General features: G+C 39.2%; 17 protein-coding genes. 4 read left to right on the top strand and 13 right to left on the bottom strand.

The window, feature by feature from the left end; all coding sequences use genetic code 11:
- Positions 1–2 precede the first annotated feature (2 nt).
- From AAV96_RS16535 to AAV96_RS16490, 10 genes are all read right to left on the bottom strand, one after another.
- Positions 3–941 carry an ABC transporter permease gene (locus tag AAV96_RS16535; RefSeq protein WP_046740101.1) on the bottom strand — a complete coding sequence of 313 codons (939 nt, stop codon included), beginning with the start codon at positions 939–941 and terminating at the stop codon, positions 3–5.
- A 12-nt stretch (positions 942–953) separates the two neighbouring features.
- On the bottom strand, positions 954–2,972 hold the full coding sequence (locus AAV96_RS16530; protein WP_046740100.1) for a M3 family metallopeptidase: 2,019 nt from the start codon (positions 2,970–2,972) through the stop codon (positions 954–956).
- A gap of 67 nt (positions 2,973–3,039) precedes the next feature.
- Positions 3,040–4,854, bottom strand: a complete 1,815-nt coding sequence (locus tag AAV96_RS16525; protein ID WP_046740099.1) for an ABC transporter substrate-binding protein — start codon at positions 4,852–4,854, stop codon at positions 3,040–3,042.
- Between the two features lie 10 nt (positions 4,855–4,864).
- A complete protein-coding gene (locus AAV96_RS16520) occupies positions 4,865–6,652 on the bottom strand; it encodes an ABC transporter substrate-binding protein (RefSeq protein WP_046740098.1) in 1,788 nt (595 codons plus the stop codon).
- Between the two features lie 162 nt (positions 6,653–6,814).
- Positions 6,815–7,486, bottom strand: coding sequence for a hypothetical protein (locus tag AAV96_RS16515; RefSeq protein WP_046740097.1), 672 nt, complete (start codon positions 7,484–7,486; stop codon positions 6,815–6,817).
- Between the two features lie 269 nt (positions 7,487–7,755).
- Complete coding sequence (gene bioD / locus AAV96_RS16510; protein WP_046740096.1) at positions 7,756–8,400, bottom strand: dethiobiotin synthase; 645 nt, start codon at positions 8,398–8,400, stop codon at positions 7,756–7,758.
- Positions 8,397–9,149 carry a malonyl-ACP O-methyltransferase BioC gene (gene bioC / locus AAV96_RS16505; RefSeq protein WP_046740133.1) on the bottom strand — a complete coding sequence of 251 codons (753 nt, stop codon included), beginning with the start codon at positions 9,147–9,149 and terminating at the stop codon, positions 8,397–8,399. The genes bioD and bioC overlap by 4 nt, the downstream gene beginning before the upstream one ends.
- Positions 9,146–10,300 (bottom strand): 8-amino-7-oxononanoate synthase, encoded by a 1,155-nt coding sequence (locus tag AAV96_RS16500; protein ID WP_046740095.1) that lies wholly within the window; start codon positions 10,298–10,300, stop codon positions 9,146–9,148. The genes bioC and AAV96_RS16500 overlap by 4 nt, the downstream gene beginning before the upstream one ends.
- Positions 10,287–11,582 carry an adenosylmethionine--8-amino-7-oxononanoate transaminase gene (gene bioA / locus AAV96_RS16495; RefSeq protein WP_046740094.1) on the bottom strand — a complete coding sequence of 432 codons (1,296 nt, stop codon included), beginning with the start codon at positions 11,580–11,582 and terminating at the stop codon, positions 10,287–10,289. The genes AAV96_RS16500 and bioA overlap by 14 nt, the downstream gene beginning before the upstream one ends.
- Positions 11,583–11,879: 297 nt before the next feature.
- Positions 11,880–12,593 carry a hydrolase gene (locus tag AAV96_RS16490; RefSeq protein WP_046740093.1) on the bottom strand — a complete coding sequence of 238 codons (714 nt, stop codon included), beginning with the start codon at positions 12,591–12,593 and terminating at the stop codon, positions 11,880–11,882.
- A gap of 195 nt (positions 12,594–12,788) precedes the next feature.
- Between AAV96_RS16490 and AAV96_RS16485 the strand changes: the two genes are divergently transcribed.
- Both AAV96_RS16485 and AAV96_RS16480 read left to right on the top strand, forming a co-directional pair.
- A complete protein-coding gene (locus tag AAV96_RS16485) occupies positions 12,789–13,364 on the top strand; it encodes a peroxiredoxin (protein WP_046740092.1) in 576 nt (191 codons plus the stop codon).
- A 39-nt stretch (positions 13,365–13,403) separates the two neighbouring features.
- A complete protein-coding gene (locus tag AAV96_RS16480) occupies positions 13,404–13,889 on the top strand; it encodes a hypothetical protein (protein WP_046740091.1) in 486 nt (161 codons plus the stop codon).
- Positions 13,890–13,955: 66 nt separating this feature from the next.
- Here AAV96_RS16480 and ftn read toward each other — a convergent pair whose 3' ends face one another.
- A complete protein-coding gene (gene ftn, locus AAV96_RS16475) occupies positions 13,956–14,420 on the bottom strand; it encodes a heteropolymeric bacterioferritin subunit Ftn (RefSeq protein WP_004663600.1) in 465 nt (154 codons plus the stop codon).
- Positions 14,421–14,772: 352 nt separating this feature from the next.
- Here ftn and AAV96_RS16470 point away from each other — a divergent pair, with 352 nt between their 5' ends.
- On the top strand, positions 14,773–15,828 hold the full coding sequence (locus AAV96_RS16470; protein ID WP_004663601.1) for an SDR family oxidoreductase: 1,056 nt from the start codon (positions 14,773–14,775) through the stop codon (positions 15,826–15,828).
- A 63-nt stretch (positions 15,829–15,891) separates the two neighbouring features.
- Here the strand turns inward: AAV96_RS16470 and AAV96_RS16465 are convergent, their stop codons facing one another.
- Positions 15,892–16,812, bottom strand: coding sequence for an alpha/beta hydrolase (locus AAV96_RS16465; protein WP_046740090.1), 921 nt, complete (start codon positions 16,810–16,812; stop codon positions 15,892–15,894).
- A gap of 149 nt (positions 16,813–16,961) precedes the next feature.
- Here AAV96_RS16465 and AAV96_RS16460 point away from each other — a divergent pair, with 149 nt between their 5' ends.
- Positions 16,962–17,492, top strand: a complete 531-nt coding sequence (locus AAV96_RS16460) for a TetR/AcrR family transcriptional regulator (protein ID WP_005217993.1) — start codon at positions 16,962–16,964, stop codon at positions 17,490–17,492.
- A gap of 33 nt (positions 17,493–17,525) precedes the next feature.
- Here the strand turns inward: AAV96_RS16460 and ligA are convergent, their stop codons facing one another.
- Positions 17,526–19,553: an NAD-dependent DNA ligase LigA gene (gene ligA / locus AAV96_RS16455; RefSeq protein WP_046740089.1), complete on the bottom strand. Its 2,028-nt coding sequence runs from the start codon at positions 19,551–19,553 to the stop codon at positions 17,526–17,528.
- Positions 19,554–19,604: the final 51 nt, after the last annotated feature.

The following is a 19,604-nucleotide window of genomic DNA, read 5'->3' as shown; positions in this document are numbered from 1 at the left end:
CCCTACTTCAACTGTATGCGAGGATCGAGGAGCTTATAAATCAGATCGGCGATCAAGTTAAAAATCATGGTCACAGCAGCGATATATACCGTGATGGCCTTAATTACAGGGAAGTCACTACGCTCAACCGCAATAATAATTTCACGCCCGATGCCTGGGATACCAAAGAATCGCTCAATCAAAAATGCCCCAATCAATAAAGCAGGTAAGCTGGCCATAACTTCGGTCACAATTGGAATCGAGGCATTACGCAAAACATGCACCCCGAGTACCCGAGACTCACCCACACCTTTGGCACGGGCAGTTCTGACATAATCCTGATTAATTTCATCCAGTACAAAACTACGATACAAACGTAAAGTTGGGGCAATACTCACTACCAACATGATTAAGATCGGCAGCAATGCATAATGGAATAAATTTTGGCTAAAACTATCACTCCAGCCCTGTACAGGGAACCAACTGAGTTGGTATGCCAACACATACTGGAACACGATGATATACACCAAAATACTGATCGACATGCCAATGGTACATAACATCATCACCATACGATCTGTCAGTGATCCACGAACTGAAGCAACCGCTAAAGCAAGGATAATTGAAATCACTGTTTGTAAAATCGTGAGCGGAATCAATAAAGTCAGTGAAGGCCCTAAACGGGTCAGGATAATCTGTGATACAGGCTCTCCCGTACTCCAACTCGCACCATAATCGAAAGTCAGGATCTGTTTAATAAAAATCCACAGCTGCACATAGTAGGGCTGATCAACGCCCAATTGTTTACGGATGTTTTCGATTTGCTCTGGGCTAGACATTTTCCCTGCCAAAATATATGCAGGATCGCCCCCCACCCAGTTAAACAAGAAGAAAATCAGCAGAATGACGCCCAACATGGTCGGGATCATTTGCCATAATCTACGCACGACATAAGCAAGCATAATGGCAAATCCTTATTTGACCCGTTGACCTGTAATTTCACTAAAGAAAGCTTTGTTATCTGGTTCTCTGCCTAAGAAATCTTTGACCAGTTGTGCCGCATTTTTTTGACTGCCTTGTGACAGAATGGTTCGGCGGTAGCGTTGCCCCACCTCTGAGTTATTTAAATTATCACCAAAAGCAGACAACATATCGAGCGCCAAAACTTCAGACCACATATAGCCATAATAGCCTGCTTGATAACCCATCAAATGCCCAAACTGACCAGGGAATTCAGTATTAGGCACATAGCCCAGAGCGGTTGCCGATTCCATTTTTTTCCACACATCCATTGGCTGTACACTTAGTGCATCAGCGCCATGCAATGCCATATCATATTGTGCATAAAGCGTTTGGCGTGCATACCCCAATCCACGTCCATAATTATGCACAGCTTTTAATCGTCCAATCAGTGCATCATCCACTCTCGGACAAGCAGGATCACAATAGTCAGCGACTTTAGATAAAGTTTCTTTACGGCGCGCCCATTCTTCATACATTTGCGATGGTGCTTCAACAAAATCACGCTCTACAGATGTTCCTGACTGACCCGAATAGCGGGTTTTTGACAAAATTCCATGTAAAGCATGCCCAAACTCATGCACAAAAGTTTCAAGCTCATTGCTGTTTAAACCTTTACGATTAAAATTGGTCACTAATACTGAAATTGGTTTACGTTTACTCAGCGTACTGCCACCATATACGCCCCATACTGCAGCATGCCCATACTTACCTTCACGTGGGAACTTATCCATATATAAGCTACCCAATATCTCACCTGTTTTTTGGTCTACAACATCGTAATATTCGACTTCTTGTTGCCATGTATCCACTTTGGCAGCTTTAAACTGAATACCATACAAATTCTCAGAAATTGCAAACAACCATTTCTGTGCGGCGAGTGTTGGGAAATAATCACGCAGTTTTTCTTGGTCAATCTGGTACTTATATTTGCGTAGTTTTTCGCTCCAATACCCCACATTCCAACGATTAATTTCAGCTTTATCTAAAGAGGTATTTAAAGTTTTTGCTTTAAATGCACGTAACTCCTGCACCTCTTTTTGCTCTAAAGGTGCCACGACTTTATGAACATCTGCTAAGAAGTTATTCACTGTTTTTGGCGTTTTCGCCATACGTTTCTTTAGAGCCCAATCAGCATAGCTAGGCTGACCAAATAGCTGTGCTAATTCATAACGTAAGTCGATAATCTGTTTAAGAAGGACTAAATTCTTTTCTGTACCACGACGTGTAAATGCCGTTTGATAACGTTTTCTTGCATCATCACTGTCTGAAAGTTCCATAAAAGGTTGATATTCAGGATATTCAAAACCTAATAAATAATTGCCTTTATCATTTTTCTTTAAGCCTGAAATATAACTTTCAGGTAGTCCCTTTAATTCGGCTGGTGTGAATTCTAATTTTTCAGGATTGTCGCGGACATTACGAGAGAACTCTTGCGAAAGTTTGGTGAGCTCATCCAATATATGTTTTAAACGTGCTCGTTTTTCAGGTACAAGCTGCACGCCTGTATCTTCAAATTGATCAAGAATATCTTGACGATATTTACGATCAATTGAATCTGTTGTTTTAGTATTTTTAATCCGTTGATACAATTTTGGGTTCTGATAAATTTCAGTCTGCAACTGATTGATTTTTACTTCACAATCATCAGCAGCCTTACGAAATTTCGCATCGGGGTCCACATTGCTATATAAGCTAATTGGTCCTGCGAAGTCTTCAAAACTCGCCATCAATTGATCCCATTCAGCTAGAATAGGTGCAGCTGTAGATTGTGGTTGAATAGATTGTTTTTCTAATTGAGAAATACGCTGTTGTAACTTTTGTAAATTAGCATCACACCATTCTGCACTATCATTCAGTTTGAAAAGAGGTAGAGTCGCATTTGTATTCTCTGCCCATACACCTTGGCTCATCCCTGTCATTACCATAGATAACAGACCCAGCGTCGATTGTTTCAACATGTTCTTCGCCATTATTATTTCTCTCCAATTTAATTTCATTCATATATTGTTTAGGTTTCTCACGAACCTTCTTTCGACACTATGGTTTGTTTTGTTGAATATCGATGTACATCCACTCTGCGGGCAGAATTGGGTGTTTTTTATAGCCAATCACTCGAGGTTGTGCCACGACAGTACGGTAACGAGTCGACATGAATTGTACAGGGGCATAAAACTCGAGCAATCGTGACATTTTGCGATAGAGCAAATCACGTTCAGGGCCATCAGCGAGTTTTAATGACTGTTCATATAAACGATCATATTCTGGCAATTTAAAACAAGTATGGTTGGTGGCATGAATATTGTTGCCATAAAACAACTGTACAAAATTGTCTGCATCAGGATAATCTGCAATCCAAGCAGAAGCTTTAAACATGGTTTTACATTGTTTTTCAGCCTTTAAACCTTCTGCAAAAGGCACAGGTTTAGAAACCATATTGACTTTAATATTGGCTAATTCTTTCTTTAGGAGTTCAGCCATCTGCATGCTTCGCGCACTGCTACTCGATGGCATAAACTCAATCACCAATGGCTTGCCATTCGGTAGCATCCGCCAACCATCTTTACCCACTGTGTAGTTATAACGATCAAGTAATAGATTTGCTGCTTTGACGGAATACGGAATGCTGCTTTTATAAGTGTGATCATGCCCCGCGACACCATAAGGAATCGGCGATTCTAACTTTTTGGCGTTCCCTTTGGCTAAAATGCTGATAAATTTCTCTTTGGAAATTGCCATTGCCATTGCACGGCGCAAAGCAATTTTCTCTTTACTCACGCCACCGACCACAGGGTTTTGTATATTCCAATACAAATAATCAATTGAAGGGTCAGCAATACGTGAAAGTTGAATCCCTTTTTTTGCCAACTCTGGCTTCAACTGACCGTCTTTTAAAGCTTGTGCAGGTAATTCACCATCTAAAGTAAATATATCTAGCCCATCTTTTTGGAAAGATAACCATCCTGACTGTGATTCTTCAATCACCTGAATATCGACCACACCAATCTGCGGCATTTTTTTGCCTTGCATTTGCTGTACGATTTTCTGATCTTCAGGATTGGTCGCTTTAAAATTCCATGTATAACCGCGATAATCAGAATTTGCTTTCAAAATAATCCGCGAACCTGGTGTCCATTGTGCGAGAACATAAGGACCTGTCCCCACAGGATGTCCCATCGCATAGCCTGCTTTATCACGATAATGTTCAATCACTTCACGCGCGACTGCCCCCGTTGGCTGATGTGCAAGTAACATTGGAAAATTATAATTTGGCTCTTTTAATCGAATTACCAAGGTATAACGATCAGGTGTTTGCAAGCCAATGATTGACTGATCATAGTTAAATTTTCCATTTTTAGCCGCTTGCTGGATGGCGCTATCCATTCCTGAGATACGTCCCTCAAATAACCAACTGCTGGGTGAATGTAAATTTGGATCAAGCAATCGTTTAAAAGAATAGGCATAGTCTGCTGCGGTTAATTCTCTCGCTTTACCTTTAAATACAGGGTCGGGAGTGAAATAAATTCCTTTTTTTATTCGAATGGTATAAGTCAAACCATCGGCACTTACTTCTGGTAAAGCCACCGCCGTATTTGGAACGAGTTTTGCGGGTGAAGCTAAATAGTCATACGTATATAACGTTTCAAACACTGAATACAAAATATGCGCTGAATATAAATCTTGTATAGCAACAGGATCAAATCCAGTCTCAGCCACAGGAAAAGCATAACGTAACACTTTATTCGGATTAGCTGGGCTTTTTGCTTGTGTATAAGATGCACCTAAACTTAATGTTGTGCCCAATACCAGAGCTAGAACATGACTTGGCATCGAATATTTAAAATTTTGCTTCATCCTGAACTCGTTATTTATTTTGCTGTGAGGGTACAATATCTAAATATTGCCAATTGGTATTCATAATGGGATGCGCTTTAAATCCCTGCACCTCTGGTTGAATCACCCAGTTTCTAATGCGTGTATCTTGCAAAATCCAAGGATTATCAGCTTCAACTTGTCGACTCATTTTTCCATAGAATGGCATGCGTTGGTCAGGCGCTAATTTCATCGCTTGCTGATATAAGCCATCATAAGCAGCCGATTTATAGCATGATTGATTTCCACGACCAATATTTGCGCCGTACAATAACTGAGTAAAATTTTCGCCCTCAGGATAGTCTGCATGCCATGCACCACTCCACATCATATATTGACACTGAGTTGCTGCTTTTAAGTTATCGGCAAAATTACTCACTTTAAACTCAGCTCGTATCCCTATCGCATCTAAATTTTTCTTCCAAAGTTCAGAATACATTACTGAAGAAGAGCCACTTTCCGTATTGATTTTTAGAGTTAAAGCCTTACCATTTGGAAAACGACGATAGCCATCCATTCCTTTTTTATAGCCAAAATGATCAAGCAATTTATTGGCTAAAACAGGGTTATAACCAACACTACTGCGATAATTCGAGTTATGTCCATTCACACCTGCAGGCACTAACATTTCAGCCCGAACAGCCTGCCCTTTTCTTAGAATTCGAATATATTCATTCAGATTAAAAGACATCGCAATTGCACGTCTTAACGCGACCTTATCTAAGCTATTTCCGCCAACGACACGATCACGCATATTGAACATGGTATAAGTGACTTCTGCCTCTTTGTTGGCATAAAGGCGAATCCCTTTTTGTTGCATCGCAGCATTCAATTGATTGTTTTGATCTAACGCTTTAGGGATAGCGCTTGAAGTTAAAGTATCGAAATCCAATTGTTTCGATTGAAATGCTAACCAGCGTGATTGTTCTTCTTCAATAATACTAATATTCACTTTGCCAATTTGCGGCATACGCGTACCACTCATTTGCTTGACGAGTTGGTTATCCCATGCTGTACCTGTCGATTTAAAATTCCAAACAAAACCTCGATAATCTGGATTGGCAATCAGTTCAATCTTGCTACGTGGGACATATCGACTCAGCATATAAGGTCCTGTTCCAACAGGATGCATGCCTAACTGATCTTTATAATATTCAACTACTTCTCTAGCCGTCGCTCCAAATGTGCTATAGGCAAGAATATAAGGAAAATTATAATCAGGTTGGGTCAATTTGAATTGAATTGTATATTTATCTAAGGCTTTTACACCTTCAATCTTAGCATCATAGTCAAAGCGACCTGTTTTATTGGCTTGCTCAACGAGGGTATTCGCTCCGACCAATTTATTATCAATAAAAGAAAAAGAAGGCGCATGATTTTTAGGGTCTAAAATGCGCTTAATCGAGTAAACATAGTCTTCTGCAACCAACTCCCGACGCTTTCCTTTGAAGGCTGGATCATCGGTAAAGTAAATGCCTGACTTTATTTTAAAAGTATAAACTTGCCCATTTTTTTCAATAATCGGTAAGCTCTGAGCAGTTGCAGGAACTAATTTCACTGGATTTGCTAAATAATCATATTGAACTAAGCGTTCGAAAATCACATCAGCAACATTGCCGCTGTAGAAATTAAAGGTTTTGACCATATCAAAACCATCATCAGGTGCAGGGAAAGCAACACGAAGTACTTTTTCCGCTTGAGCAGGTGTTTTTGCAAATCCAATCGGCATCGCAGCAACAATAGTTGATACCAATGCAACCCTAAAAAATATTGACTTCAACTCACGGCTCACATTATTGTTTTTTAATAAATACTCGACTTTTAGATTGTATTCAACTTTATAAATAAACTTACTTTAACTATTTAATAATTCAGTATTTTTATCAAATCATTATTTCTTCTAAAAAATTTAACAAGCAATCAAAACATACTCTTGTTTTATCTATTTTATTTCATTAATTACAATTGGAATCAGTTTACTGCTTACCTTATAGCCTTGTGGTTTGTTATTACATGCATCTCCGGTTACTGTAGTTCGAATCACATAAGGCGAATAAGGCATGACATTTAAATAACCCGAATTATCTCGACCAGTACGACAATCTTCTTCTCCTAGCTTTTCATCATAGCGACCGTTATAAGAAGATTCTTCCACTTCAGTAATCAGCTTAGTACTCCATTGGTTGAAATAAACCAAGCTTTTACTCGATTCGACTGTACCTTGTCCTGAGCCAGCACTTTCAATTTCGATCAGTTGAATCGGTTTGCCTTTATAAACGGTTGGATGCTCTTTAAAGCTATTCGATTGACCACCAAACTCCTTTAAAATTCGAGATTGTTTTAATTTTGGACGAGTTAATACATAACCAGCCCAAAAATTACGTCCTGCATTTTCAAAACTCACACCCGATAGATAAGCTTTTTCTCCCGAGATCAATTTCACTGCTTCGGTAGAATCGATCTGAATCGCTTGCGGTGGATTGGCATTTGAATCTTGTAAGTTGGTGATCCAACTGATGATGGTTTTATCTGTTGGTACGGCAGCGTGAGATACTGAAACTGTTATGAAGAACCCACATAAAATGGATAAAGCTAATTTCTTATTCTTGTTCATTCTTGACCTTGCTTTTATACAATCGAAACTCTCACATGAAATATGATACTCGGAAACGTCATCCACAACCTGCGTGAATTTTGCAATATATTGTTTCTGCGAAATAATAAAAACAAGAACAGAAAGAGAACAGGTTTTGTGGATGACAATGCCTTTGCCTACTTTGGGCGAAACCAAAGTAGGGCAAACCGCAGGTTTATCCCTAACTTTAGCTTGAACTCGGTGAGATTCCGTGAAGAGTTACTATTTTTTTCTAATCAAAGCTTAATTTAATTAAACTTTTCCAACTCAATCCATTGAGCATCAGGAAAATGCTTTGCCAAATAAGCTTTTAAATAATCTGCGGTATCTTTCGAAATAAGTGGATCTTTCGACTCATCCTTTAAGTTATACACCAAAGTATGCAAACTCAAACCACGCTGCTTTAAAGCCTCTAAACTCAACAAAGTATGGTTAATACTTCCCAAACGCCCAGAAGTCACTAAAATCACAGGAAATTGATGCTGAGCAATATAATCAATGGTTAACAACTCTGTGGTTAAAGGCACCATCAAACCACCCGCACCTTCTAACAACACCACATCAAAACGCTGGGCAAGTTGTTTAGTCGCAGCTTCAATCTTGGCAAAATCTAAATCTCGCTCATCTAAACGCGTTGCCAAATGTGGTGAAGCTGGATAAGTAAAAATTTCAGGCATGGTCAGTTTGTCATGGTCTTCCTGAAACCAGCCACTACCCATAATTTCACGGTGTTTTTCAATATCTTCCGAAACATCTACATTACCTGTTTGAACTAACTTTTGGGTAATAACACGCTGCCCTTGTTCGGTCCAAAGTTTGGCGAGATAACCTGTGGCATAAGTTTTACCAATTTCAGTATCAATACCGCTGACAAAATAAATTGCTGCATTCATACTATTCTCCGTGCAATCACATAAATTGGATGATAAGTCAGAAGAAAACCCTGCTCATCCTGAAACTGTTGATAATCTGAATAAAACTGCTGCAAGGATTGCTTGGTCCAACGATGTGATTTAGCTGTTGCTGTCACGCCTGTCGCTTTTAAATGCTGCAATACCGATTTTGGATGATCAAAATAAATCTGCTTCACTTCTTGCTCAATGAACAGCACTTCAAAGTTCTGCTGCTCAAGCTGTCGTTTTAAAGATTGTAAATCAATATAATTTAAGCCTTGTCCTGTCAACTGCTTAATTTCAGTTAGATTATCTGACCCAAAAGTAGAAAAACCGAAATATGCATTGGGTTTTAAAGCATCATGAATTCGGTGCAATAACGTAGGTAGATCAGTCATCCACTGTAATGCTGAACTAGAAATCACTGCATCTAAGGACTGCGGTAAATTCAGTTGCTCAATATCTCCGATCAGCCAATTTACATGTTTAAAATTGAGAAAATGCTGATCCACATCTACATATAAATCATTTAAAAACAGTTGCTCAATTTGAAAGTGGGATTGGAGTAAGTGGGTGAGATTGCCCGAACCACAGCCAATCTCAAGCACAGAGGCTAAGTTCTGCGGACAATACACTTTAAGGTATTCAAATAACTGTACACTAATCTGTTTCTGTACCACAGCATGCTCAACATAGCTTTGCCCTGCTTTGGCAAACCGTTGCGCAACCAGTGCTTTATTGATGCTCACAAACACTCCACCAATTGTTCCAATTCATTTTTTTGCACCAAAGAGGTTAATGAAATACGTAAGCGTGAACTATTCTGTGGCACTGTTGGTGGGCGTACTGGCATGGCATAAAACCCTTGTTGTTGTACATAGCGTGCTTTTTCAATCGCCGCTTGGCTTTCACCCAAGATAATTGGAATGATATGACTGCTGGATGGGCTTGAAAAACCTTTTGCAATTACCGCTTGCTGTAAATACTGACTGTTCTCGGCCAAGTGCTGACGCTGTTGCTGCATGCTCAACACTTTGTTAAAAATAAAATCTGACCATGCCATCGAAATCGGTGGCAATGCGGTACTAAAAATCAATGGACGCATCTTATTGATGAGATAGTCACGGATAATCGAGTCACAAATGATATAGCCGCCTACCGAGGCAATTGCTTTGCCAAAGGTTCCAACCAAAAAGTCAATCTGATCCAATACGCCATATTGTTCAGCACAACCCAGACCTTGCTCGCCCCTGACACCAATCGCATGTGCTTCATCGACATACAACATGGTTTTGGCAAAGCGTTGCTTTAACTGCGCCAAGGCTGCTAAATCAGTCTCGTCGCCATCCATACTAAAAATACTTTCAGTCACCACAATAATACGTTGAATTTGCTCATCATGATGATACTTTTGCAATAACTGTTCCAGATGCTGCAAATCATTATGACGATAACGTACATATTGAGTAGTCGAAAGTCGAATGCCATCAATGATACTAGCATGTACCAGTTTATCGGCCAGAATCATGGTTTTGCTATCACACAAGGCTGGTAAAATACCGATATTCATATGGTAGCCGCTATTAAAGAGTAAGGCAGCACGACCAAAGGCTTTGCTTAGGCTATTTTCAAATTGTTCATATTCTGCAAAATTACCGGTGAGCAAGCGTGAAGAAGATGAACTAAAGAGCGCTCGTTCAATTTTTAGCGTATCCAGAAATTCTTCTCTTAAACTTAAATCAGCGGCCAAGCCTAAATAATCATTGGATGCTAGATTCAACATGCTTCGATCTTGAATGGTAATCCATCGTCCAGATTGCTGATTTGCAGTGAATTGACGGAAATTACCCTGTTGCTTAAGTAAGTCAAGCTGCTCGGCATAATGATCAAGCAAGGACATTGGCATTTACTCCTTGCATATTTTTTACCACTTCACTCATCTGTGTTAATAAATAATGGAGTTCATCATCGCTAATCACATACGGCGGCATCACGTAGACCAATTTTCCAAATGGTCGTACCCAAATCCCCCGTTCAACAAACTGTTGCTGTAAGGTTTTCATATCAATATTGGTGGTTAACTCCACCACCCCAATCGCCCCTAAAACCCGTACATCCGCAACATGATCAAGCTGTGCTAAATCGGTTAATTGTTCAGCCAGAATCTTTTCAATTCGTTGAATATTGGCTTGCCAATCCTGTTCTACCAATAATTGGGTGCTTCTTAAAGCAACCGCACAAGCCAGTGGATTCGCCATAAAGGTTGGGCCATGCATAAATACGCCTGCTTCACCACGACTAATGCTTTCAGCCACTTGCTTGGTGGTCAAGGTCGCAGACAGTGTCATATAACCACCTGTTAAGCCCTTACCAATACACATAATATCGGGTTCGACCTGCGCGTGTTCCCATGCAAACATTTTGCCTGTACGTCCAAAACCCGTTGCAATCTCATCAAAGATCAGCAATAAATTGTATTGCTCACATAAAGCTTTGGCCTGACGTAAATATTCAGGATGATAAAAACGCATCCCTCCCGCACCTTGTACAATCGGCTCGATAATCAGTGCGGCAATACTGTGATGATGTTGTTCAATCTGCTGTTTGAGTTGCTCAATATCTTGCGGATTCCATTCGCCATCAAAACGGCTTTGTGGCGCGGGTACAAAAATTCGATTCGGTAAACTTATACCAAAAATTTGATGCATTCCTGTGACTGGGTCACAGACAGACATCGCATTCCAGGTATCGCCATGATAGCCAGAACGCGTGGTAATAAAGTTGGTTTTCGCTGGTTGATTCAGTGCTGTCCAGTATTGCACTGCCATTTTTAAAGCCACTTCTACTGAAACCGAGCCTGAGTCAGCATAGAAAATCTTATCCAAACTCGGTGGCGTAATTTTTAATAATAGTTTGCCTAATTCAATCGCAGGTTCATGGGTCAGACCGCCAAACATGATATGCGCCATGTTCTGCAATTGATCTGTAACCGCTTGGTTTAGTTCAGGGTGGTTATAGCCATGAATCGCACACCACCATGACGACATGCCATCAACCAAAGTTCGCCCATCTTCTAATTCAATGGTTGCGCCATAAGCACGTTTGACTTTAAAGGTTGGCAATGGATTTAACATGGAAGTATAGGGATGCCATATATGTTCTAAATCAAATGGGTCTGTCATCCGTTATTTACTCTTCATCCTAAGCCAATTAAATTCATGGCAGTACCTACGATAATGGAGGCGGCATGGATGCCGCCTGTTAAGCTGTGGTATCAAGGATGTACCATCAGCTTAACAAGTGCCTTTGCTTACTTTGGGCGAAACCAAAGTAAGTCTAGCTGAAAGCTTATCCTGAAATTAAATTAACACTCAGCACGACTCCGCCCTAACAGATTTAAAATTTGTATGCACAATCTTAAACTTGTCAAAATCTAAAATAAATTGCGAGAACTCTCAATTCAAGCAAGATTAAACCGTCTACTGAATAAAATCTTCAATTATTTGCACAGTCTGCTCCACCATAAAGCATGGAAAACCATGTGAAGCACCCTCAACAGAAACGATAGATGAATTTTTTGTAGCTAAATATTCAGTTTTTTGGATAACTTGGTAAGGAACTAAAGCATCATGCTCTGCAAAGACATGCAACTGTTTACCCTGATAGTTTTCATAAAACTCAACCAGATTTAATTGCTCCAGCAACTTTAACCCTTGTCTAAGCAATGCAATCGGTTGTGGACGAATCAATTTTTGCATGGCTACGAAGTCTTTTTTTGCCGAACTTGCACCTTGACAGACCAACAAACCAAAACGCTTTAAAGTACTAATCGCGTCCTGTTCAAAGGAGTGTTTAAACTGCATAAAGGTTTCAACAGGCATTGCAGTCGTCCAATCTGCTTGGGCAACAAAACAGGGATTCGACGCTAAAGTGATTAAAACTTTCTGTTCAGCATATTGATGTTGGATTTGATCGACCAGTAATGTTGCCAATTGTCCACCAAGCGACCATCCCACAATCACATCAAATTTCACTGCGAGTTCAACTTGCTGTTGCAAGATGTCATCATTTAGCGCATTAAAGATATTAAGCCGTTCAACATTATGTCCCTTTTGTTCTAAAGCCTCATGTAAGGGCTTTAATAATTCGGCACCACCGCCCCATCCCGTGATGAGTAGAATCCTATAAGTCACGCGTTTGCTCAATTCCAAAAACTTGAATACAGTATACTCTCCGATTTATACGAGTCATTATTTTCCTAATCAATCCCTTTCATTATGCTTTGCTCAAAAGACGCCATAAAACGGATCAAAATTCTTTAAAGAATTTTCTAAACCATATGATTTCGAAATTTGCTAAAGTAGAGTTTATTACACTTTGAGATCAACATGATGAATACGATAAAGTCCAAAGTTATTATTTTATGCAGTTCGTTTTTTTTACTTGGTATCCCTAGCCTTGGTACAGCACAAACTTCTATTTTTTCTAAGCAAAATACAGCTCAAAAAGAATGGGTGGGACAGTCTGCACCAGATTTTAAACTGCAAGATCAAAGTGGCAAATGGCACACTTTGAACCAATATAAAGGCAAGTGGATTGTACTTTATTTCTACCCTAAAGATGACACTGCGGGATGTACTCAAGAAGCGAATCAATTTAAATCACTTTATCCTCAATTCTTAAAGTCGAATGCAGTAGTTTTAGGTGTTAGCTTAGATGATGTTGCATCACACCAAAAATTTTCACAAAAGCTCGGTTTACCGTTCCCAATCTTGGCAGATGAAAAAGGCGAACTTGCTGGAAAATTTGGAATTGTTAGAAACCTCGGGATTACAAAAATTGCCAAACGTGAGAGTTTCTTGATTAATCCTCAAGGTGCAATTATGTATCACTACACGAGTGTGAATACGCAAACGCATGCGGATCAAGTATTAAAAGATTTAAAAGATGCTCAGAATAAATAAATTTGAATTAAGTCATATTGAATTTTAAGGGGAATAAAATTGCAGTTAGAACAAGATGAAAGTTTATTAATAAAAACTATACCGTTTAGCTCTTTATCGAGTCTTATATATATCATCATTGGAACGCCGATTTGCCTATTTTTATTTAAAGATCCTGTTTTCTTATGGCTCTTATTTTTTCTGCCAGTTTTTTTGACGAATCGCTTAATCATTACCAACAAACGTATTTCTCTGAGAATGTTATTTAAAACACGCACTATAAAAATAAATGAATTACATCAAAAATCTTATTTAATAATAGACCCATATGTATTTAAAAAGTATGAATGGCAGCGTAAGCTATTAGGTCAAGATTTTCAAAAATTTTGGCATTACCGAACTAATATTTATTTTTCACAGGATGAAAATCGCCATAAATTAAGCCAACTTAGACTCTCACTGTTTTCCAAGAGACAAACAGATAAAATTTTGGCAATCCTCACTCAGGCATGGAATCTAGATTCGAATATTAAACAGCCAGATTAAGTTCTAGAATTAGAATTTTTCATCCAAATAGAAAGCCAACTTCTCAGTTGGCTTTCTCATTTTTGACTAGATCTGCGATTGAATATAATTTTGTAAACCAATTAATTCAATTAAACGCAATTGTTTTTCTAACCAATACGTATGATCTTCTTCTGTGTCCGAAAGCTGCTGACGCAACATATCACGACTAATGTAATCACCTTTATCTTCACAAAGCTTAATGCCTGTCGCTAGTTTTTCACGCACATGATATTCAAGTGCTAAATCAGCTTTTAAACAACTTACGACATCTGTACCCACATTGATGTCTTCACGATTCATATTAGGTTGAGCACCCAAAAATAAAACACGGCGAATGATTGAATCAGCATGTGAAGCTTCTTCTTGCATTTCATGATCAATACGCTCGTAAATTTTACTTAAGCCCCAATCTTCGTACATTCTTGAATGAATTAAATATTGATCACGAGCAGCCAATTCACCGCCAATGAGCATATTTAAATAGTCGATGACTTCTGGATTGCCACGCATAATACTTACTCCTATCGAATAATAATATTATGGTGAACTTAAATCATATTTGCAAAATTAAATTGTGTAAGTTTATGATTTTTATAAAATTAAAATGAGAAACATACGCATTTACAGTTTTAATTCGCCTAATTTATCTAAATAAAAGAAGCATTTGCATATCATTTTAACCTTTTAAAATAGATAATCTTATTGAAAATCATTTGTTTGATTTTTTGTAACGATTAGCAATGCTTCTTATTCCGAATATATTTTGATCAAAAAATCATAAAAAATGACAGCTCGGCTGTTGTTTGTTTGAACAAAATTCGGTAAATAACAGCAATCACAAAAACATAATGCGGAAATAACAATGGATAAAAGTAAGCCAATCTTGGTCACTGGTGCTACGGGTTATATTGCAGGCTGGATTATTGAACGACTGCTGAAGCAGGGTTACAACGTACATGCCACGGTTCGAGATCCATCTAAGAAAAATAAAATTCAGCACCTGTATGATCTAGCAGATAAATCATCAGGACAAATCCAGTTTTACCAAGCAGATTTACTCGAACCAAATTCCTTTGATGAAGCTATGCAAGGTTGTGAAGTTGTTATTCATACTGCATCACCTTTTGTGGTTACTAACTATAAAGATGCCGTCAAAGACATTATTGAACCTGCAGTTAAAGGCACAGAAAATGTCTTAGATAGTGTAAATCGTACAGAATCAGTCAAACGTGTGGTTCTCACTTCAAGTATTGCATCAACCTATGGCGATGCGATTGAGATCCAAAGTACAGCAAATAACGAGTTTGATGAAAGTCACTGGAACAATACTAGTAGTGAAACGCACCAACCCTATCCATATTCAAAAGTCGCGGCTGAACGTAAAGCTTGGGAAATGGCCGAGCAACAAAATCGTTGGAGCCTAGTCTGTATTAACCCAGCGTTAGTAATGGGGCCATCACTCACTGATGCCAGTCAATCAGGCAGTATCGAAGTATTACAACAATTCGGTAATGGTACGACCTTATTTGGTGTGCCGCCGATGTGGAATGGAATCGTAGATGTCCGTGATGTTGCAGATGCGCATGTTGCTGCGGCACTAAATCCTAAAGCACAAGGTCGCTATATCATTTGTGGTGGAACATTAAGTCTGCTCGACATGGGCAAAGCCTTAACGCAAAAATTCGGTTATAGATACCCATTCCCACATTTCACTGTACCTAAAACAGCTTTTTCTTTAGTTGCACCCGTATTTGGTCATTCACGCCAATTTGTAAAACTCAATATGGGTTATCCAATCTACTTTAATTCAAAGCGTAGTGTGAATGAGCTAGGTATTCAATATCGTGATATTCGGGAAAGTGTCTGTGAGCATTTCCAGCAGTTACTTGATGATGGCATTGTTAAAAAACGTGCTTAAAACCAAGAACCGTTCAAGTTTAATCGCTTGAACGGTTCTTATAGTCTTTAGGATCAGTGATATTTAACAGCAGATTAATTTCTTTAAGAACTCAAGTTGATACTCGATATTTTGTTGAAAAATTGGTTCAAAATATGGCTCAAAATGATTCGCATCCAATAACTGATATTCAATATATGGATTATTTATTTTGTTGATTTTCTCGGGATCAAAAGGTGCAACAGAATCTCGAGTCGCACCAATCAATAAAGTCGGTATTTTAATGGTTTTTAAATGGCGAATCGGTCGATACATGCCAATTGTCAGCACTGAACGTGCAGTGACACGGTTATCATAATCATCAATAGACTTTCCTGCATCATTATAATTTTTCATAAAAAACGCATAAGCCTGATCACGATTCATCGTGGCAAATTGATGTTCGGGTGCGATCACAGGGATATAAGTCCTTGACTGAAATGGTAAATAATCCTGAACCACTTTTAAGCCAATTTTCAACATATCTTTAACAGGATTGGCAAGAACGGCTTGCACTCCATCTAACATTGGAACATGGGCAATTGCACCTAAGAGATGAGGATATTTTGCTGCGAGATCAATCGCATGCCCACCACCAAAAGAAGTCCCCCAAACCACGATTTTATCTGCATCAATCTTTTCTAAATTCTGTAAATATTGAATCGCTTGCTCCGCTTCACGAACACGTAGCCACGGGGAAATTTGATTTCGAGGCATCCCCTCACTTTTACCCCAAGTCGAGTAATCAAAAGTCATGACGGCGTAATCGATTTGCATAAATGCTCGAACAAAAGGCAAAGTCAATAAATCTTGTGTTCCACCCCAACCATGCACCATCAAAATGACTGGATGTTTTTGTGCAGTCTGGACATTTGGATAATATATTTTTGCAGCACATTTATTGCCATTAGTTGAATAAAAGCTTGCCTCTACACTTTGATCAAGCACATCTTGAAATGTTCCCATTAACTTATTTCCAAACTTATCTTAAATACCGTTCAAGAAATATACGCAAATCTTAAATACTATTCAAGATAAGAATAAAATTATTTGCAAATTTTTAAAAATGATCGAATCGCTGTAAAATCAGTTCTGAAATATTTTGAGTCCACACAATGGCGCGCAATAAACGTATTATTCAAAACACGGATGAGAAGAAAGCAGAAATTATTGCCGCTGCACGGATGTTATTTCTTGAGATTGGCTACGATGCAACATCGATGTCCAAATTAGCGGCAACAGCAAAGATTACTCCCAATACGATTTATTGGTACTTTAAAGATAAAGATGAAGTGTTAACACAAGTTCTTAGTTCAGAACTGATTGAGCGCCTAAATGAATATCACAATCAATCTTTTGCTAACCATACTCAGCGCTTATTGTGGGTCATTCAACAACTGGAAAGTGTCAAACACCTGATTACGACGGTACATAACCGTTTAAATTATTCTGAGGAAATTCGAGTATTACATGAAAACTTTCATAAAATTGTCGAAAGTCTATTGTGTATAGAATTGCAAAAAATGGGCTTATCTGCAGCAAAAATAGATGCAACCACTCAAATCATCATTTTTACTATAGAAGGTATTTTGTCTCATCAGCTAACAGATGAAGCTAAATATCAAATCTGTGAACTTCTGATGTAAAAATTCATCCAGAAGTCCACACTATTGATTTCATCACACTGGATATTGCGCCAAAAAGTCTAAAAACTCTTGTTCATTCATTACTCGAATTTCTAATTTTTGTGCTTTATCCAATTTGCTTCCTGCTTTTTCACCTGCAACGACACATTTGGTTTTACTGGACACACTACCACTGACACGCGCACCCAAAGCTTGTAACTTCTGTGTCGCCTCATCACGCCCCATAGTTTCAAGTGTGCCTGTTACCACCCAGCTTTCACCATTCAATGGTTGACGTGTTGGTGCAGTCGGTGCATCCCAATGAATTCCTGCTGCCAATAAACGATCGAGTACTTCAATGTTATGTGGTGCTTGGAAAAAGTCAGCAATCCACTCTGCTGTAATATCACCGACATCTGGCGTTTTCTTAAGTGCTTCAACATCGGCTGCTTTCAAAGCATCCAAAGTTTGGAAAGTATTGGCTAACATGCGGGCCGTGGTTTCACCTACACCACGAATACCTAAGCCATAAATAAAACGTGCCAAGGTGGTTTTCTTACTGGCTTCGATGGCATCAATCAGATTTTGAACAGATTTCTCACCCATTTTCTCGATGGTCAATAAGGTGTCACGATGTTCATGCAAATGATAAATATCAGCGACATCTTTAAGTAAATCGAGATGTAATAACGACTCTACCCAACGATCACCTAAGCCTTCAATATCCAAGGCTTTACGCGAAACAAAGTGACGAATGGCTTCAATCCGTTGCGCTGCACAATATAAGCCACCCGAACAACGTGCCAATGCCTCACCTTCTGGCATCACCACTGGTGATTCACAGACTGGACAATTCGTCGGGAGATGGACGATCTCCGCATCCGCAGGACGAAACTCCGCCCAGACTTTCTCAACTTTTGGAATCACATCGCCAGTACGATAGACGCTGACAGTATCGCCTACACGCACATCTAAACGATGAATTTCACCAATATTATGTAGAGTCACATTGGATACGGTAACGCCTCCCACAAACACAGGAGCTAAACGTGCAACTGGGGTAAGTGTTCCAGTACGTCCCACTTGCCAGTCAATATTTTCGACTTTAGTGAGCGCAGCCTGTGCTGGGAATTTATAAGCTGTTGCCCAACGCGGTTCACGACTTAAAAAGCCCAATTGTTGTTGCTGTTTAAGGCTGTCCACCTTAATGACCATACCATCAATTTCAACTTTAAGATCTGGACGTTCTTGTTGGATTTGTTCATAGCGTTGCTGTACCTCCTCAATCGAGGCACAGAGAAATTGACGTTCCGCGATTTCAAAACCAAATTTGGTTAACCAGTGCAGGCTGTCATGCATAGTCTCAAGACCATGATTTGGCTGACACTGAGCAATACCGTAAGCATAGAACGCCAAAGGACGTGAGGCTGCAATGTTTGGATCAAGCTGTCTTAAACTACCCGCTGCCGCATTCCGCGGATTAGCAAAGGTCTTATCACCTTTGGCTTCCTGATCAGCATTCAGTTTTTCAAAGCCTTGCTTCGGCATCAACACTTCGCCACGCACTTCCAAGAAATCTGGAATCGCTTGATGCTGACTCGATAAAACTTTTGGCAAGTTGCGAATGGTTTTGACATTCTGGGTAATATCTTCGCCTGTTTCGCCATCGCCACGAGTGACACCACGAACCAACACACCATTTTCATACCACAGTGAAATCGCTAAACCATCCAGTTTCAGCTCTACTTCATACTGGACCTTCTGGTTCGGTAAACGTTCATCAATACGACGGGCAAAAGCAAACAGGTCTTCCTGATTAAAAACATTGCCTAATGACAACATTGGCACTGCATGAGTGACACTTTCAAATTTTGACAAAGCTTGACCACCCACTTTATTGGTCGGGGTATCCGCTTGAATACAGTCTGGATATTGTTGTTCTAAAGCTTTCAGCTGATGAAATAAATGGTCATATTCACTATCTGAAATGGAAGGTTGATCCATCACATAATAAGCATGATTATGTTTTGCAATCAGTTGAATTAACTGACGCATTTGCTCAATAACTGAGTTGTGTTCCATTTAAATTTCACCATATAAAAGGGCGGAAAAACCGCCCTATAATTTTTACTA

It is taken from the genome of Acinetobacter sp. AG1 (genome assembly GCF_001005525.1).
Taxonomy (GTDB): Bacteria; Pseudomonadota; Gammaproteobacteria; order Pseudomonadales; family Moraxellaceae; genus Acinetobacter; species Acinetobacter modestus.
Note: the sequence above shows the minus strand (reverse complement) of the source record. Positions and strands in the feature narration are given on the sequence as shown.

Bases quoted from the DNA above. Each gene is read 5' to 3' on its own strand.
- AAV96_RS16535 (WP_046740101.1), bottom strand. From the start codon at position 941: ATGCTTGCTTATGTCGTGCGTAGATTATGGCAAATGATCCCGACCATG.
- AAV96_RS16530 (WP_046740100.1), bottom strand. From the start codon at position 2,972: ATGGCGAAGAACATGTTGAAACAATCGACGCTGGGTCTGTTATCTATG.
- AAV96_RS16525 (WP_046740099.1), bottom strand. From the start codon at position 4,854: ATGAAGCAAAATTTTAAATATTCGATGCCAAGTCATGTTCTAGCTCTG.
- AAV96_RS16515 (WP_046740097.1), bottom strand. From the start codon at position 7,486: ATGAACAAGAATAAGAAATTAGCTTTATCCATTTTATGTGGGTTCTTC.
- bioD (WP_046740096.1), bottom strand. From the start codon at position 8,400: ATGAATGCAGCAATTTATTTTGTCAGCGGTATTGATACTGAAATTGGT.
- AAV96_RS16500 (WP_046740095.1), bottom strand. From the start codon at position 10,300: ATGTCCTTGCTTGATCATTATGCCGAGCAGCTTGACTTACTTAAGCAA.
- bioA (WP_046740094.1), bottom strand. From the start codon at position 11,582: ATGACAGACCCATTTGATTTAGAACATATATGGCATCCCTATACTTCC.
- AAV96_RS16485 (WP_046740092.1), top strand. From the start codon at position 12,789: ATGATGAATACGATAAAGTCCAAAGTTATTATTTTATGCAGTTCGTTT.
- ftn (WP_004663600.1), bottom strand. From the start codon at position 14,420: ATGCGTGGCAATCCAGAAGTCATCGACTATTTAAATATGCTCATTGGC.
- AAV96_RS16470 (WP_004663601.1), top strand. From the start codon at position 14,773: ATGGATAAAAGTAAGCCAATCTTGGTCACTGGTGCTACGGGTTATATT.
- AAV96_RS16465 (WP_046740090.1), bottom strand. From the start codon at position 16,812: ATGGGAACATTTCAAGATGTGCTTGATCAAAGTGTAGAGGCAAGCTTT.
- AAV96_RS16460 (WP_005217993.1), top strand. From the start codon at position 16,962: ATGGCGCGCAATAAACGTATTATTCAAAACACGGATGAGAAGAAAGCA.
- ligA (WP_046740089.1), bottom strand. From the start codon at position 19,553: ATGGAACACAACTCAGTTATTGAGCAAATGCGTCAGTTAATTCAACTG.